Source organism: Buttiauxella izardii (genome assembly GCF_003601925.1).
In the GTDB taxonomy this organism is placed as follows: domain Bacteria; phylum Pseudomonadota; class Gammaproteobacteria; order Enterobacterales; family Enterobacteriaceae; genus Buttiauxella; species Buttiauxella izardii.
Genome location: NZ_QZWH01000006.1, coordinates 98,754 through 114,789 on the forward strand (window position 1 = coordinate 98,754; position 16,036 = coordinate 114,789).

General features: G+C 51.0%; 16 protein-coding genes. 4 read left to right on the forward strand and 12 right to left on the reverse strand.

Annotation, left to right across the window (positions count from 1 at the left end):
• Position 1 precedes the first annotated feature (1 nt).
• The gene (gene cobB, locus D6029_RS03490; protein WP_120063435.1) at positions 2-826 is read left to right on the forward strand and encodes a Sir2 family NAD+-dependent deacetylase; all 825 of its coding nucleotides are present in this window, start codon (positions 2-4) and stop codon (positions 824-826) included.
• Between the two features lie 141 nt (positions 827-967).
• Here cobB and potD read toward each other — a convergent pair whose 3' ends face one another.
• The 4 genes from potD to potA all read right to left on the reverse strand — a co-directional run bounded on the left by potD (position 968) and on the right by potA (position 4,922).
• Positions 968-2,014, reverse strand: coding sequence for a spermidine/putrescine ABC transporter substrate-binding protein PotD (gene potD, locus D6029_RS03495; protein WP_120063436.1), 1,047 nt, complete (start codon positions 2,012-2,014; stop codon positions 968-970).
• A gap of 148 nt (positions 2,015-2,162) precedes the next feature.
• Positions 2,163-2,948 (reverse strand): spermidine/putrescine ABC transporter permease PotC, encoded by a 786-nt coding sequence (potC, locus tag D6029_RS03500; protein ID WP_120063437.1) that lies wholly within the window; start codon positions 2,946-2,948, stop codon positions 2,163-2,165.
• Positions 2,945-3,802, reverse strand: a complete 858-nt coding sequence (gene potB, locus D6029_RS03505) for a spermidine/putrescine ABC transporter permease PotB (protein ID WP_120063438.1) — start codon at positions 3,800-3,802, stop codon at positions 2,945-2,947. Before potB ends, potC begins: the two co-directional genes overlap by 4 nt.
• Entirely contained in the window at positions 3,786-4,922 is a 1,137-nt protein-coding gene (gene potA, locus D6029_RS03510) for a spermidine/putrescine ABC transporter ATP-binding protein PotA (protein WP_120063749.1), read from the reverse strand. The genes potB and potA overlap by 17 nt, the downstream gene beginning before the upstream one ends.
• A 266-nt stretch (positions 4,923-5,188) precedes the next feature.
• Here potA and pepT point away from each other — a divergent pair, with 266 nt between their 5' ends.
• Both pepT and D6029_RS03520 read left to right on the forward strand, forming a co-directional pair.
• On the forward strand, positions 5,189-6,415 hold the full coding sequence (gene pepT / locus D6029_RS03515) for a peptidase T (RefSeq protein ID WP_120063439.1): 1,227 nt from the start codon (positions 5,189-5,191) through the stop codon (positions 6,413-6,415).
• A gap of 548 nt (positions 6,416-6,963) precedes the next feature.
• Positions 6,964-7,494, forward strand: a complete 531-nt coding sequence (locus D6029_RS03520) for a hypothetical protein (protein ID WP_120063440.1) — start codon at positions 6,964-6,966, stop codon at positions 7,492-7,494.
• A gap of 55 nt (positions 7,495-7,549) precedes the next feature.
• On the opposite strand, the gene D6029_RS03525 is transcribed toward D6029_RS03520, so the two are convergent.
• The 7 genes from D6029_RS03525 to D6029_RS03555 form a co-directional block, all read right to left on the reverse strand.
• The gene (locus D6029_RS03525) at positions 7,550-8,671 is read right to left on the reverse strand and encodes a ribosomal protein uL16 3-hydroxylase (protein WP_120063441.1); all 1,122 of its coding nucleotides are present in this window, start codon (positions 8,669-8,671) and stop codon (positions 7,550-7,552) included.
• A 70-nt stretch (positions 8,672-8,741) separates the two neighbouring features.
• Positions 8,742-10,202: a two-component system sensor histidine kinase PhoQ gene (phoQ, locus tag D6029_RS03530; RefSeq protein WP_120063442.1), complete on the reverse strand. Its 1,461-nt coding sequence runs from the start codon at positions 10,200-10,202 to the stop codon at positions 8,742-8,744.
• 2 nt (positions 10,203-10,204) lie between these two features.
• Positions 10,205-10,876 carry a two-component system response regulator PhoP gene (phoP, locus tag D6029_RS03535; RefSeq protein WP_120063443.1) on the reverse strand — a complete coding sequence of 224 codons (672 nt, stop codon included), beginning with the start codon at positions 10,874-10,876 and terminating at the stop codon, positions 10,205-10,207.
• Positions 10,877-11,000: 124 nt separating this feature from the next.
• Entirely contained in the window at positions 11,001-12,371 is a 1,371-nt protein-coding gene (gene purB / locus D6029_RS03540; protein WP_120063444.1) for an adenylosuccinate lyase, read from the reverse strand.
• 20 nt (positions 12,372-12,391) lie between these two features.
• Positions 12,392-13,021, reverse strand: coding sequence for a high frequency lysogenization protein HflD (gene hflD, locus D6029_RS03545; protein ID WP_120063445.1), 630 nt, complete (start codon positions 13,019-13,021; stop codon positions 12,392-12,394).
• Positions 13,022-13,042: 21 nt separating this feature from the next.
• Positions 13,043-14,155, reverse strand: a complete 1,113-nt coding sequence (gene mnmA / locus D6029_RS03550) for a tRNA 2-thiouridine(34) synthase MnmA (protein WP_120063446.1) — start codon at positions 14,153-14,155, stop codon at positions 13,043-13,045.
• A gap of 66 nt (positions 14,156-14,221) precedes the next feature.
• Complete coding sequence (locus D6029_RS03555) at positions 14,222-14,671, reverse strand: NUDIX hydrolase (RefSeq protein WP_120063447.1); 450 nt, start codon at positions 14,669-14,671, stop codon at positions 14,222-14,224.
• A gap of 115 nt (positions 14,672-14,786) precedes the next feature.
• Between D6029_RS03555 and D6029_RS03560 the strand changes: the two genes are divergently transcribed.
• Complete coding sequence (locus D6029_RS03560) at positions 14,787-15,284, forward strand: methylglyoxal synthase (protein ID WP_120063448.1); 498 nt, start codon at positions 14,787-14,789, stop codon at positions 15,282-15,284.
• Here D6029_RS03560 and rluE read toward each other — a convergent pair.
• Positions 15,279-15,911, reverse strand: coding sequence for a 23S rRNA pseudouridine(2457) synthase RluE (gene rluE, locus D6029_RS03565; protein WP_120063449.1), 633 nt, complete (start codon positions 15,909-15,911; stop codon positions 15,279-15,281). The genes D6029_RS03560 and rluE overlap by 6 nt on opposite strands.
• Positions 15,912-16,036: the final 125 nt, after the last annotated feature.

Below are 16,036 nucleotides of genomic sequence, written 5' to 3' on the forward strand. Positions count from 1 at the left end.
TATGCTATCGCGTCGTCAACATCGGCTGAGCCGATTTCGTAAAACCAAACGTTTACTCAGGCAGCGTCTGCGTCAGAGAGCCTTCTTTAGAGATATTCCAGGGCCTGAAGCGATGGAAAAACCCAGAGTCGTGGTGCTGACCGGCGCGGGGATCTCCGCCGAGTCTGGCATTCGTACCTTCCGTGCAACCGACGGTTTGTGGGAAGAGCATCGTGTTGAAGATGTAGCGACCCCCGAAGGTTTTGCCCGCGACCCGGATCTAGTGCAGGCCTTTTATAATGCCCGCCGCCGCCAGCTTCAGCAGGCAGAAATTCAGCCTAACGCCGCTCATCTGGCGCTGGCTCGTCTGGAAGAAGAACTGGGCGATCACTTCCTGCTGATCACGCAAAATATCGATAACCTGCACGAACGCGCCGGAAACAAAAATGTTATCCATATGCACGGTGAACTGCTGAAAGTGCGCTGCGCGCAAAGCGGGCAGGTCATTGAATGGAAAGGCGATATTACTCCGCAAGACCGCTGCCATTGCTGCCAGCTTTCTGCCCCGTTACGCCCACATGTAGTGTGGTTTGGCGAAATGCCACTGGGTATGGATGATATTTACCAGGCGCTGGCAACGGCAGATTACTTTATTGCGATTGGCACCTCAGGCCACGTTTATCCGGCCGCCGGATTTGTCCACGAAGCCCGTTTGCAAGGTGCGCATACCGTTGAACTGAATCTCGAGCCAAGCCAGGTTGGCAGTGAGTTTGAAGAGAAATTCTACGGTTTAGCCAGCGAAGTGGTGCCGGAGTATGTGGAGCGGTTGTTGAAGGGTCTTTCGTAGAACCATCCTCACCCTAACCCTCTCCTTGAAGGAGAGGGAATAGTGCGGTTTTCTCCCTCCCCTCCGGGAGAGGGGATTGCAAGGTGTTCTCCCTCTCCTTTGGGAGAGGGCCGGGGTGAGGGGGAGAAGCTAACGCTAAACTTAACGTCCAGCCTTCAATTTCTGATAATAATTCTCATAAATCGTACTCGCATCACCAACATCGTTCTGCCACTCGCCGTTTTTCAGCACCGCTTCATCCGGATACAGCGTCTTATCGCCTGAAACCTCTTTTGGCAGCAACTTACGCGCTTCAAGATTTGGCGTCGGGTAACCGATAGTTTCTGCGACCTGTTTTGCCACATCCGGGCGCAACAGGAAGTTAATCAGCTTCAGCGCACCATCAACATTCTTCGCATTTGCCGGAATCGACAAGTTATCCATCCAGAAAATCCCGCCTTCTTTCGGCCAGACGATTTCCAGTGGCGTACCCGCCTGGCGGGCGACGTACGCCGAGCCATTCCACACCATACCCACATTCACTTCGCCTTCCATATACGGGTTGGCTGGGTTATCGGAGTTGAATGCGGCGACGTTTGGCATCAGCTTTTGCAGTTCGTGATACGCCGCTTCAATCTCTTTTGGATTGGTGGTGTTGCCGGAATAACCCAATTTCATTAGCGCGACCTGGAACACTTCGCGGGCATCATCGGTCATCAACAGACTTTGCTTGTATTCAGGTTTCCATAAATCAGCCCAACTGGTGACCGTTTTCGGATCGATAGAATCACTGTTCACACCGATGGCTGTCGCACCCCAGATATACGGAATCGAGTAATCATTATTCGGGTCAAACGGCTTATTCAGCATCTCCGGGTCGAGATTTTTGAAGTTCGTCAGTTTGCTTTTGTCGATCTTCTGAATCATGCCTTCTTTGCGCATCTTCGCCACAAAGTAGGTCGACGGCACCACTAAATCATAGGCACCGTCTTTATAGGTTTTCAGCTTGGCGTACATGGTTTCATTCGACTCGTAGGTCGAATAAATCACTTTGATGCCGGTTTCTTTAGTGAACTGCTCAAGTAGGCCAGGCGGCACATATTCAGTCCAGTTATAGAAATACAGCGTCTTGCTATCGTCGGCATGTGCAGCGCCCATACCCAGTACCAGAGCGCCAGCAGCGAGCAGGTGGCGTGGCCATTTGATCATTTTAACGTCCCCTGAATTTAGAGCCTGTCCCATTAGGCTATTTTATTGGCTAGTTTGAACCTGGGCTGTGCTCAAAATCCTCACGTACTACGTGTACGTTCCGGTTTTTCCGCGCAGTCCGAGTCCAAACTATCTGCAACAATAACGCCTACTGGGACACGCTCTTAGTTTTATCACGAAGAATAAGCTGACTGGCAACCACCAGGACCAGCGAGAGTACCAACAGAATGGTGGCAAGTGCGTTCACCTCGGGTGAAACACCTACCTTCACCATCGAATAAATCTTCAATGGTAAAATTTCATAACTTGGCCCGGTCACAAAAGACGAAACTACTACATCGTCCATCGACAAGGTAAAACTTAGCAGCCAGCCCGCCGCAACCGCAGGCATGGCAAGCGGCAGCAGGATTTTGCGCAAAATAGTCAGCTCGCTGGCACCCAGATCTTTCGCCGCTTCTAACATTCGCACATCAAACCCTTTGAGTCGCGAGTAAACCGTGACGACCACAAAAGGCAGGCAGAAGGTGATGTGCGAGAACAGCAGCGACCAGAAACCGAGCGACACGCCGAGCAGCATAAACAGCACCAGCAGCGAAATCGCCATCACAATATCGGGCGACATCATCACCACAAATAACATACCGCTGACAAACGGCTTGCCGCGAAAACGGTAGCGATACAGTGCCACGGCGGCTAACGAGCCAATCAGCGTTGCGGCGGTGGCAGAAAACACCGCCATGGTCAGCGAGTGTTGCGCGGCTTGCAACAGGCTGTCGTTGTTCATCAGCAGGCTGTACCACTTGCCGGTAAAGCCCTGCCAGTTAATCCCAAAGCGCGAACTGTTAAACGAGTTAACGATCAAAATGATAATCGGGATATACAGATACGCGTAGACGGCGGTCATAAAGCCGCCACGAAGCAGGCGACCGATCATTCTAATTCCACCTTCTTATTGAGCAAACTGGCGGCGCGCCAGTAAATCAGCAGCATCAGACCCATCACCAGCGTCAATGTAATACTGGTGGCTGCGCCAAACGGCCAGTCGCGAATGTTCAGGAACTGGCTCTTAATCACGTTGCCAATTAGCAAATTTTTCGCGCCGCCCATCAGGTCGGAAACGTAAAACAGCCCCATCGCGGGCAGCATCACCAGCAGGCAACCGGCGATAATCCCCGGCATGGTGAGCGGAATAATGATGCGGATAAAGGTCTGAAGTTTGCTGGCACCCAAATCACGCGCCGCTTCCAGCAACGGCTTATCCAGTTTCTCAATGCTCGAATAAAGCGGCATCACCATAAATGGCAGCAGGATATAAACCAGGCCGATGATCACCGCGTTTGGCGTGTACATCAGGCGAATCGGGGTATCAATCACGCCGAGCCAGAGCAATAACTCATTCATATAGCCTTTGGTACTGAGGAAGATTTTCAGCCCATAGATACGAATTAAAGAGTTAGTCCAGAACGGAACAATCAGCAAAAACAGCAGCAGTGGGCGCACGCGTTCGGGTAAACGTGCGAGGAACCACGCAAACGGATAACCCAAAACCAGGCAGGCGAGGGTGGCTATCACCGCCATATTCAGCGAATGCAGCAGCACTTGCGCATAAAGAGGGTCGAGCAGGCGAGTGTAATTATCCAGCGTGAACACCATGCTGACAAAATTGGCGTCATCACGCGTCAGGAAACTGGTGGCGATAATCATCAGGTTGGGCAAGAAAACAAACAGCAGCAGCCAACCGACAATCATCGCAATCACTGCATTCTGGAATTTACGTGAGCTCTTCATCTGCCAGCACAACCTCCCAGCTTTCAACCCAATTTATCGACATTTTCTGGTCGAGCGTGTGGTCAAAATCAGGGTCATCTTCATTAAAGAATTCGCTGACCATCACCATTTTGCCATTTTCCAGCTCGACGTTAGATTCAAGCGTCATGCCTTTATAGTTGCGCTCGCGCACGTAGCCGACCAGGCCGTCAGCGACGTGAGTATCGTTGATCTCTTCGACGCGCAAATCTTCCGGGCGCAATAGCACTTTTAAGTGCTGCCCAGCGGTAACGGGCATGGTGGCGTAGATATGGCATTCGCGGCCTTCGACGCTCGCCAGCACGCGCTGTTCATCAACACGTTCGATAACGATCGCATCAAAGATGTTGATTTCGCCAATGAAGCTCGCCACGAACAGGTTTTTTGGCTCTTCGTAAATTTCACGCGGCGTGCCGTCTTGCTCAATTCGTCCATCGCGCATCACCACAATCCGGTCGGACATGGTCAACGCTTCTTCTTGATCGTGGGTGACGAAAACAAACGTGATGCCGAGTTTACGTTGCAGCGCTTTGAGTTCGTTCTGCATCTGCTTGCGCAATTTATAATCGAGCGCCGAAAGCGACTCATCAAGCAGTAACAGACGCGGTTTGTTCACCACCGCCCGGGCAATCGCCACTCGCTGCTGCTGGCCGCCTGAAAGCTGATGTGGTTTACGTTGGGCAAACTCTTCTAATTGCACCATTTTTAACGCTTCGGTGACGCGAGGCGCAATGTCTGCGGCAGGCGTTTTCTGCATTCTTAAGCCGAAAGCGACGTTTTCAAAAACGGTCATGTGGGGGAAAAGAGCATAGCTCTGAAACACGGTATTGACGTGGCGATGCTCGGCGGGAAGGTGCGTAATGTCCTGGCTATCAAGAACGATAGCGCCAGAATCCACGCTTTCCAGACCGGCAATTAAGCGCAGCACGGTGGTTTTCCCGCAGCCAGAAGGGCCAAGGAGTGTCAGGAATTCACCATGATTGATGGTGAGAGATAAATCAGAAATAACGGTTTTGCCATCAAAGCTCTTGCCTACTCCCGCCAGTTCTACCAGCGGTGAAAGCGAACATTGCTGTTTATTCAATTTTTTACGCTGTCCCATATAAGACGCATCAAATTGCGGGCTGATGCGGGGTTTGTGATTAACCACCTTGCGGTTGTGCACGTTAAGTAAGGGCAGGCATTCTACGGCAAACCATTGAAATCGCCAATCCTTCATCCTTTAGTGTGGCCTGGAATTAATACCATTGGGGCAGCGGTTCGCCAATTCACGACTATTTTTAATTCTACCGGGCTAAAAGTGACCTGACGCAATATTTGCATTTGCGGCTTACTGATAATGAAGTCACAAAAATTGAGGGTAGCGACATGGATAAATTACTTGAACGTTTCTTGCAGTATGTCTCTTTGGACACGCAATCCAAACCGGGCGTAAAACAAGTTCCGAGCACAGAAGGGCAGTGGAAGCTGCTGCGGTTGCTGAAAGAGCAAATGGAAGAGATGGGTTTGGTGAATGTGACGCTGGGCGATCATGGCACAGTGATGGGCACGCTGCCGTCTACCGTCGATAAAAAAGTCCCGGCCATTGGTTTTATTTCCCACGTCGATACCGCACCTGATTTTACAGGTAAAAATGTTAGCCCGCAGATTGTCGAAAACTACCGTGGTGGCGACATTGCGCTGGGCATTGGCGATGAAGTGCTTTCGCCGGTGATGTTCCCGGTTCTGCACCAGTTACTGGGGCAAACGCTGATTACCACCGACGGCAAAACGCTGCTTGGCGCAGATGATAAAGCGGGTATCGCTGAAATTATGACGGCGATGGCGGTGCTTAAAGAGAAGAACATCCCGCACGGCGATATTCGTGTGGCCTTCACTCCAGATGAAGAAGTGGGTAAAGGCGCAAAACATTTTGACGTCGAAGCGTTCGATGCCCGTTGGGCATATACCGTTGACGGCGGTGGCGTGGGCGAACTGGAATGCGAAAACTTCAACGCCGCGTCGGTGATGATTAAAATTGTCGGCAACAACGTTCACCCTGGTTCGGCAAAAGGCGTGATGGTTAACGCGCTTTCACTCGCCGCGCGCATCCACGCCGAAGTCCCAGCCAGCGAAAGCCCGGAAACCACCGAAGGCTACGAAGGTTTCTATCACCTCAACAGCATGAAAGGCACGGTCGACCGCGCTGAAATGCAATACATCATCCGTGACTTTGACCGCGAGCAGTTCGAAGCGCGTAAACGCAAAATGATGGATATCGCCAAAAAAGTCGGTAAAGGTCTGCACCCGGATTGTTATATTGAGCTGATCATCGACGATAGCTATTACAACATGCGCGAGAAAGTCGCCGAGCATCCATACATTGTGGAAGTCGCGCAACAGGCGATGCGTGATTGCGAGATAGAACCGATAATGAAACCAATTCGCGGCGGCACTGACGGAGCGCAATTATCATTTAAAGGCTTACCGTGCCCGAATATCTTCACCGGCGGCTATAACTACCACGGCAAACACGAGTTTGTGACGCTGGAAGGAATGGAAAAAGCGGTATCGGTGATTGTAAGGATTGCAGAGTTGGTGGCGAAGCGGGGTTGATTTTTTAGTTGGGTGCTGGCTGCGGCCAGCATTTTATTATAATTATTTTTGGATGTTGACGAATTCAGAGAGTTCTATTTTTTTACCATTTTATAAATATATGCAAATGTTTTTGTATTACACTTTGTGGACATATTCAACCGTATTTAAATATCCCGCCTGATTCCTCTGGTTTTATATGGCAATAAATAACAAATAACTACTTCTCTGTAATTCCATTTTTTGTTTTCATCTTAATTGTGAGCCACGCCGAAGATTTTCGGTTTCCAATAATTAAGTGAGGTTGTACTGTTGACTTATACAGTGCTATTAGCAGAGAGTGGTTGATAGGCAACATTGTTGTCTTTTATCCAAATAATCCGAGTTGCATCGCGGCGGCAAGAGAGTGAATCCCGCTGAGCTTACTCAAGTAAGTGATGCGGATGAGTTAGCGCAGCCAACAAAGATGCAGCTTGAAGTATGCTGGATAAAAAAAGAATCGCCCCCGAAAGGTGCGGAAACACCAGACGAGGGCTAACCATTAACGTTCACAATTAAGGAACAACGCTATGGCTGTTGCCAATAGTAACACAATTCTTCACCCTAAAATCCCTGCGGCTCAATCGGTTATTGCTGGGAATATCGCAGATCTACTAAAAATACCGTTAGGTACTAACCATGATTTATTTCAGGTGGTGGATATTTGCCAACGCTACGCTGATGAATTAATCGAAGCTAATAACCACGCTGAATATATTGCGCTTTGCGGGCGTTTACTGGCGGGGTTGAATGTATTGAAGGCGGTTTTAAAATTACCGTTGCCAGATTATCTGATTGAGAGATTAACGCTGGACGAGAATAACCCTGATGAATATCACCGTTCACTGCCAACGGATTCAGAGACGACTTGTGAGTATTGTTTCTCATTAACTATGGTGTTACTGAATCAACAGGCCACGATGGATCAGCAGGAACACATAGCAGAGTTATTGTTTGAATTACTAACCACGCTGGCCGAAGATTTAAAAGCACCGCGCTTTATCCGCACGGAAAACGGGTTGGCAATGATTGGTGGTGAAGTCATTCCAGCCATTCACTAAACGCCGTGTTACCGCCTTCTCAGCCAGTCTGCGGCTGAGAAGGTGGAAGACAATATCAGTCCTCGAAATACCAGTAACCGCTGTTAACCAGCGCGGCCAGCATGGCCAGGAACGACGGATCCTCTAATGCATCACCAAACATTTCGGCTTTTAGCGTGATGTTGCTCGCCAGGGCTTCAAGCGCCGGGCGGTGCGGGCTGTCAATTTTCTCGCCGTTGACGTAAATCTCATCGGCAATGCGCAGCACACGTAAACCCCCTAAACGGGTAATCGCGTCACCCTGTTTCAGGGCGTCGTAAATTTCGTCGGGCTGATACGGTGGCTCCGGCGGTGCAACATCCAGTTCATGGCGCGATTGGGAAACAAACTCGCCAAACCAGGTTTTAAAATGCTCAGGCTGGTTAATCAGCTCCAGCATCATTTCGCGCAGTGCATCCATTTCTTGCGGCAGGACATCCGCCGGGTGCTGGCGCGCAGGCACGTCTGGATCGGTATAACGTTTACTGCCCAACTCGCGCTGCAACACGTAATCGGCAAAACCGCTGATTAACTCGCGGCCGCTTGGCGCACGGAAACCGACGGAGTAGTTCATCGAGTTTTCCAGCGAGTAACCTTCGTGCGGGAAACCTGGCGGAATATAGACAATATCGCCCGGCTCCAGCTCTTCGTCGATGATGGCGTCGAACGGTTCAACTTGCAGCAAATCAGGATGCGGGCAGTGTTGTTTGAGGGCGACTTTTTCCCCCACGCGCCAGCGACGGCGGCCAACGCCCTGAATGATAAACACATCGTACTGGTCATAATGCGGGCCAACGCCGCCGCCAGGGACGGAGAATGAGATCATCAGATCGTCGATTCGCCAGTCAGGAAGGGCGCGGAACGGGCGCATTAAACGCGCACTTTGTTCGTGCCAGTGGTTCACGGCCTGAACCAGTAAAGACCAGTTGTTTTCGCCCAGGTGATCGTAGCTCTGGAAAGGGCCGTGGCTCACTTTCCATTTGCCGTCGTTATGACTGACCAGGCGGCTGTCCACCTCGTTTTCCATGGCAAGGCCTGCGAGTTCATCCGGGGAAATTGGGTCGATGAAGTTTTTGAAGCCGCGTTTTAAAACCACCGGGCGTTTTTGCCAGTAGTTCGCGATAAAATCGGGCCAGTTTAGGTCGAGTTGATAGTCCATATTATTATCCGGCAGGTGAAGGAGCCTGCCAGGATTATAACGGATGGAGCCAGACGTTACGGGAGTATTTTCAATCTTCTTCGCGGTCTGGACGCTGGCGCGCAAAAATCACTTCCATGCGTGCGCCGCCGAGTTCGCTGGTCGAGGTTTCAATCTCGCCGTCGTACTGTTCCACGATTTCACGGGCGACGGACAAACCCACTCCTTGCCCCGGTCGTAAGGTGTCTGCGCGTTGCCCACGGTCAAATACCATCGCTCGTTTGCTTTCAGGAATGCCGGGGCCGTCGTCATCCACGTAAATATGCAGCGTGTCATCCAATTGGCGGCCAGAGATCTCAACAAATTCGAGGCAGTATTTGCAGGCGTTATCCAACACGTTGCCCATTACTTCCATAAAGTCATTTTTCTCGCCCACAAAAGTGATTTCAGGGGAGATATCCAGCGTGATGTTCACGCCTTTGCGTTGATAAACTTTATTGAGTGCGGAGCAAAGGCTATCAAGCAGCGGCGCAACGGGATGAAGCTCGCGGCTGATTAGCGTGCTGTCGCCACGCATGCTGGCGCGATGAAGGTAATAGCCAATTTGCTGGGAAATACGGCTGATTTGTTCGAGCATCAGCGGTTCTGCCGTTTCAATATCCAGCTTATCGGTGCGCAGTGAGCGCAGTGTGCTCTGTAAAACTGCCAGCGGTGTTTTCAGGCTGTGGGTTAAGTCAGTTAATGTGGTGCGGTATTTATCGTTGCGGTCACGCTCGGTGCGCAGCAGGCGGTTTAGATTTCGCACAAGGCTTGTTAGCTCGCGCGTGGTTTCCGGGTTCAGACTGTCACGATCGTGTTTTTCTAGTTCCCGCACCTCTTTGGCAAGCTCCTCGATGGGGCGCAAACTCCAGCGTGCGGCGAGCCAAAGAAGGGGCACAACTAATAACAGGTTGGCAATGAAAACGCAGGCGAACATACTCAGTACGGTGTACTGGCGTTTTAATTCAAGTGGAATTGTGTCTACTACCACAATGGTTAAGGCTGGCATTTTCCCCGCTGCGGGGTATTTATTAACGGCGACAGAGTGGGTGACATCCTCGCTATAGTCGTCGCTATAAAAATTCTTTAGTTCGGTTTGCAGCTTTTCATTGTTCGCCAGCAAAGCGTGGCTGGTATCAAAATTGGTGTCCAGATCATGGAAACCATTCGAGGTGAGCCACTCGGGTTTAATTTGCCGCACGATTTGCGGTACATCGTGTTGAGACCACAATAGCTTGCCGTGATCGTCATAGATCAGCGCCATAGTAGGCGTTTTCAGATTCAGGTTGTCAGGCAGGGTGACATTAATGTGGCCATCATCAACGGTTGCAAAAGTATAAAAAAGATTGCTTTCGCCACGTAATAATCGGAAAGAAGTCTTATCAAAACTGATGCTGTAACCAATCAACGCCACCACACCGTAGGCCAATGACAGCACCAGAACCACGAGGGCTGTCGCCAGCAAAAAGCGGACGCGCAGCGATAGCGGTAAAAAATGACGGATGAATTTCATGGTTAGCGCAGATCGAAGCGGTAGCCCTGACCACGCACGGTGGTGATAGCTTCGTGAGGATATTCCGCCTGAATCTTTTTACGCAAACGGCCCATTAACACATCGATGGTGTGACTTTCACGTAATTCAGCATCTGGATAAAGCTGCAGCATTAACGAGTCTTTGCTCACCACTTTGCCATTATTGCGGATCAGCGTTTCCATAATGGTGTATTCAAACGCGGTGAGTTTGATCAGGCTTTCGTTGATCAGCAGCTCGCGGCGCGACAAATCTACCTGGAATGGGGGCAATGAAATCACCTGCGAAGCCAGGCCGCTGTTACGGCGCAACAACACCTGCATGCGGGCAATCACTTCTTCGAGGTGGAACGGTTTAGTGACGTAATCATCGGCACCGGCTCCCAGCACTTCGACTTTATCCTGCCAGCCTTCGCGCGCGGTCAGTACCAGAATAGGGATCGTCACGTCGTGACTGCGCCAGCGGCGAATCAGGCTGGTGCCGTCTTCGTCAGGCAAACCTAAATCGACAATCGCAATATCAGGGGTATGTTCACTCAGGAAATAGTCTGCTTCTTTGGCGTCTTCAGCAGCATCAACCTGATGGCCTGCTTCGCGCAACTGAACGGTAAGGTGGTGACGCAACAGGGCATTATCTTCGACGACCAGAACGCGCATCGTATTTCCTCAGTGTATAAATGGCATTGATAGTTTAACGCTAATTATCGGATAGAGGGCATAAACCTTGAGTAAACAGGGGGGATGAAGAAACGCCACCGCGAAGGGTGGCGTTTTGGGGGGATTACTTCAGTTCGTCAACCATGGTGATGGCGCGGCCAATATAGTTAGCCGGGGTCATTGCTTTCAGGCGCGTTTTTTCGTCTTCCGGCAGCTCGAGGCTGTCGATGAACTGTTTCATGCCTTCAGCATCGACACGCTTGCCGCGCGTCAGCTCTTTCAGCTTCTCGTATGGCTTCTCAATGCCGTAACGGCGCATCACGGTCTGGATTGGCTCAGCCAATACTTCCCAGTTGAGATCCAGTTCCGCCAGCAGACGGTCGCGGTTCACTTCCAGTTTGCTCACGCCTTTCAGAGTGGATTGATAGGCGATTAACGCATAACCAATACCCACGCCCAGGTTGCGCAGCACGGTGGAGTCTGTCAGGTCACGCTGCCAGCGGGAAACTGGCAGTTTGCTCGCCAGGTGTTGCAGCATCGCGTTAGACAAGCCCAGGTTGCCTTCGGAGTTTTCGAAGTCAATTGGGTTCACTTTATGCGGCATGGTTGAAGAACCGATTTCGCCCGCAATGGTTTTCTGCTTGAAGTGGTTCAGCGCGATGTAACCCCAGACGTCACGATCGAAGTCGATCAGGATGGTGTTGAAGCGCGCGATGCAATCGAACAATTCTGCGATGTAATCGTGCGGCTCGATTTGCGTGGTGTACGGGTTCCACTGAATGCCTAAAGAAGTCACGAACTCTTCGCTGAACTGGTGCCAGTCAACTTCCGGGTATGCCACCATGTGCGCGTTATAGTTACCGACCGCGCCGTTGATTTTGCCCAGGATGTCCACTTTTTCTAACTGACGGAACTGGCGTTCCATACGGTAGGCCACGTTCGCCATCTCTTTACCCATGGTTGATGGGGTCGCAGGCTGGCCGTGGGTACGAGAAAGCAGTGGGATATCGCGATACTGAACCGACAGGTCTTTTACCGCGTCGATAACTTTGCGCCAGTACGGTAGCACCACGTCTTTGCGCGCGGTTTGCAGCATCAGCGCGTGAGACAGGTTGTTGATATCTTCTGAAGTACAGGCGAAGTGAATAAATTCAGACACCGCGTGCAGGGCAGGGATCGCCTCGACTTTCTCTTTCAGGAAGTATTCAACGGCTTTTACGTCGTGATTGGTGGTGCGTTCAATGGTCTTGATGCGTGCTGCATCTTCTTCACTAAATTCAGCAACAATTTTATCAAGGTAACCGATTGCGTCTGCGTCAAAAGCAGGAACTTCCTTGATCGCTGTGTGCGTGGCCAGTTTTTGTAGCCAACGTACTTCGACTTGTACGCGGAATTTCAGCAAACCAAATTCGCTGAAAATAGCGCGCAGAGCGCTGACTTTGTCGCCGTAACGTCCATCAATTGGGGAAACGGCGGTCAGTGAGGATAATTCCATAAGTTACAACTCCAGAGAGGTTAACATTGAGCAAGAATTTGTTTGGCCTGAGCACACAGGCGACTACGAGAAAACATTAACTGCAAGCGGCCACCGCCAACCTGGTGCCACAACACGGCGGCACGAATGCCAGCCAGCAACGAGGCGCGGACTTTGCTTTGAACCTGCGGGCTTTGCAGCACGGCAGGGGAGCCAGTGACCTGAATACGTGGGCCAAGCGGGCTTATCACATCAACATAAATCCCGGCCATCGCGCTGAGCAGCGTTTCTGACTCGAGGTCAAAATGCTCCAGTTGGCGCTGTAAACCCGCGATGCTTGAGCCGAGTTTGTCCATCGCGCCTTTGCTGCCGTGAAGCTTACGCTCCAGCACCATCAGGCTCAGGGTATAACGCGTTAATTCAGCGTTTAAACCCTGACGATTACTGGCGTTCAGCACGCCCAGCAGCGTTTCAAGACCCAGTTTCAGATTGGCTTCATTGCCACCAAAAACGTCCAGCGTGGAACCTGGGTTTTGATCGATAACGCTATTTAGCGAAACATGCAGCGCATCGTTATCGCAATGCCCCTGATGCGCCAATTGCTGAACCAGACGGGCAGACTGGCAAATCCCTGCCAGCGCGATAGTAATGTCATAGTAATTTTTGGCCACGGGGGTATTCGTCCTTGTTTGTTATAAATTGACGAGCGGAATACGTTGTTCAATCACACCACCGCCGAGGCACACTTCACCGAGATAAAACACGGCTGACTGGCCTGGAGTGACGGCGGCAACGGGTTCATCAAAACGCACTTCGATGCGATCCGCGTCTAAAGGCGTGATGGTGCAAGGAAGGTCTGTCTGGCGATAACGGGTTTTCACCGTGCATTTCAGCGGTTCGGTCAGCGTTTCACGATCCACCCAATGCAGCTGCTGGGCAATCAAACCCACAGACATTAAACGCGGATGGTCATGGCCTTGCGCGACCACCAGAATATTGTTTTCAACGTCTTTATCGACCACGTACCACGGATCTTCGCTGCCATCTTTGGTGCCGCCGATGCCTAAACCTTTACGCTGGCCCAACGTGTGGTACATCAAACCCTGATGTTCGCCGATGCTTTCACCATCAACGGTGAGGATTTTACCCGGCTGTGCAGGCAGGTAACGGCCAAGGAATTCGCGGAATTTGCGCTCGCCGATAAAACAAATACCGGTGGAGTCTTTTTTCTTCGCGGTGATCAAATCTAATTCTTCGGCGATGCGGCGCACTTCTGGCTTTTCGAGTTCGCCAACCGGGAACAGGCTTTGCGCGATTTGCTCGTGGCCGAGCGTATAGAGGAAGTAGCTTTGATCTTTGTTGCTGTCTAAGCCACGCAGCAGGCGGCTTTTACCGTCCACATCTTCGCGGCGCACGTAGTGACCGGTGGCGATGTAATCGGCACCTAAATCTTCGGCGGCAAATTCGAGGAAGGCTTTAAATTTGATTTCTTTGTTGCACAGAATATCCGGGTTCGGTGTGCGCCCGGCTTTGTACTCTTCCAGGAAGTGTTCAAACACGTTATCCCAGTATTCTGCGGCAAAGTTTACGGTGTGCAGTTCAATGCCGAGCTTATCGCAAACGGCTTGTGCATCAGCTAAATCAGCGGCTGCGGTGCAATACTCCTCGCCATCGTCCTCTTCCCAGTTCTTCATGAACAGGCCTTCCACCTTGTAACCTTGTTGTTGCAACAGGTAAGCGGAAACGGAGGAATCGACACCGCCGGACATCCCGACGATCACTTTTTTCTGGCTGTTATCAGACATGGAGTAACTCACGACATTGAACTTAAAGGCGGCGTATTCTATCACGCATCACCGACCCTGGCACCCCTAACTCATAGGCCAGTTGAATGCACCGACCATACTGAGCGGATAACGTTCAGCCCGTTGATAGCAGCGAATACTTTCGGCGACTAATGGCGAGCGTAAATTCGTAGCGTTAACAATTTGTTGCGCATCCAGCCATAAACAGCGATCGATGTCGCTATCGTGCGGTGTCGTAGGCAGTTCTTCTTCCAAATCAATGCAGAATAAAAAACGCAGGAACGGCGTGTTATCTGGCGCTATCCATTGGTGCAGGCGGATGAACGTTTGGGGTTCGGCGCAAATTCCTGTTTCTTCATATAATTCGCGCTTTGCTGCTTCAACCAAAGTTTCGTTGGCTTCCAGATGCCCGGCGGGTTGGTTCCACAAGGCTTTGCCGTTGATCGTTTCTTCGACAACTAAAAATTTCCCCTGTGCCTGAACCACGCAGGCCACGGTAACGTGCGGTTTAAACATCGTTATTAATCCTGTTTAAAATTCGTTAGTTCGATCATTATAAAGTGATCTGGATCACATTTTTCTCTGTGACCTATACTCTGCTGGATTTCAAAAATCCCACGAGGGCACCATCATGCAGCTTACCACGCGTATTATGCCGCAACAGAAACGTATCGCTTTAGTGGCTCACGATCCTTGTAAACCCGAACTGCTGAACTGGGCGGTTGATAACCAGGCAGCACTCAGCCATCACACGATTTACGCCACAGGCACCACCGGAAACTTGTTGCAGGCTCACACCCGTTTATCCGTTCTGGCGTTGATGAGTGGCTCGATAGGGGGCGACCAACAGTTAGGGTATTTGATTGCTTCGGGGCAGATTGACGTGCTGATTTTCTTCTGGGACCCGCTGAGCGCGGTGCCCCATCATTCAGATGTTAAAGCGCTGATGCGGCTGGCAACGGCATGGAACATTCCCATTGCCAGCAACGCCTGTAGCGCTAACTTCTTGATTCATTCATCGCTATTTGAGGAAGCGCTGGAGATTGTTGTCCCGGATAGCGACGCTTTCCTCAGCAGCCGCGTTTCCCACGTTACGCAAAACGGCGTGAATACTCAGCACCTTTTATAGCGAATCAATGGGGATTTCGCGCCATTCACCCGGCGCTAAATCCGCCAGTTCCAGAGTTCCCATGGCATAACGAACCAGGCGCAGCGTTGGATAACCCACATGCGCCGTCATTCGCCGCACCTGGCGATTACGCCCTTCATATAATGTGATTTTCAGCCAGCTGGTGGGTATCGCTTTGCGCTCGCGAATAGGCGGGTTACGCGCCCAAATCCACTCAGGCTCTTCTACTAATTCCGCGCCCGCAGGCAGAGTAGGGCCGTCGTTTAACGTCACGCCGTTACGCAGTAATTCCAGCGCTTCTTGCGTTGGTTCACCTTCAACTTGCACGAAATAAATCTTCCCGGTGCGTTTGCCTGGCTGGGTGAGTTTGGCCTGTAACGCGCCGTCATTGGTTAATACCAACAAACCTTCGCTATCGCGGTCCAGACGTCCCGCCGCGTAAATTCCTTGTAACGGTATGTAATCTTTCAGCGTGCTGCGGCCTGCTTCGTCGGTAAATTGCGGTAGCACATCGTAGGGTTTATTGAAGATAACCAGCCGCTTCGGTCCGTCGGTATGCTTTTTTTTGGCAGTGCGTCGCGTGCTGAATCGTTCAACTTGGTGATTTCTAAAAGAAGTTTTATTCATAGTGTTTTCAGACGTTAGGTATTAACGCATTATAACGGAAATCACCAGTGATTGGCGCGGGCCTGATATTCAAGTAGTATTGACACGCACATTACAAATCATTAACAAAAAGAAGCGCTCGAAGG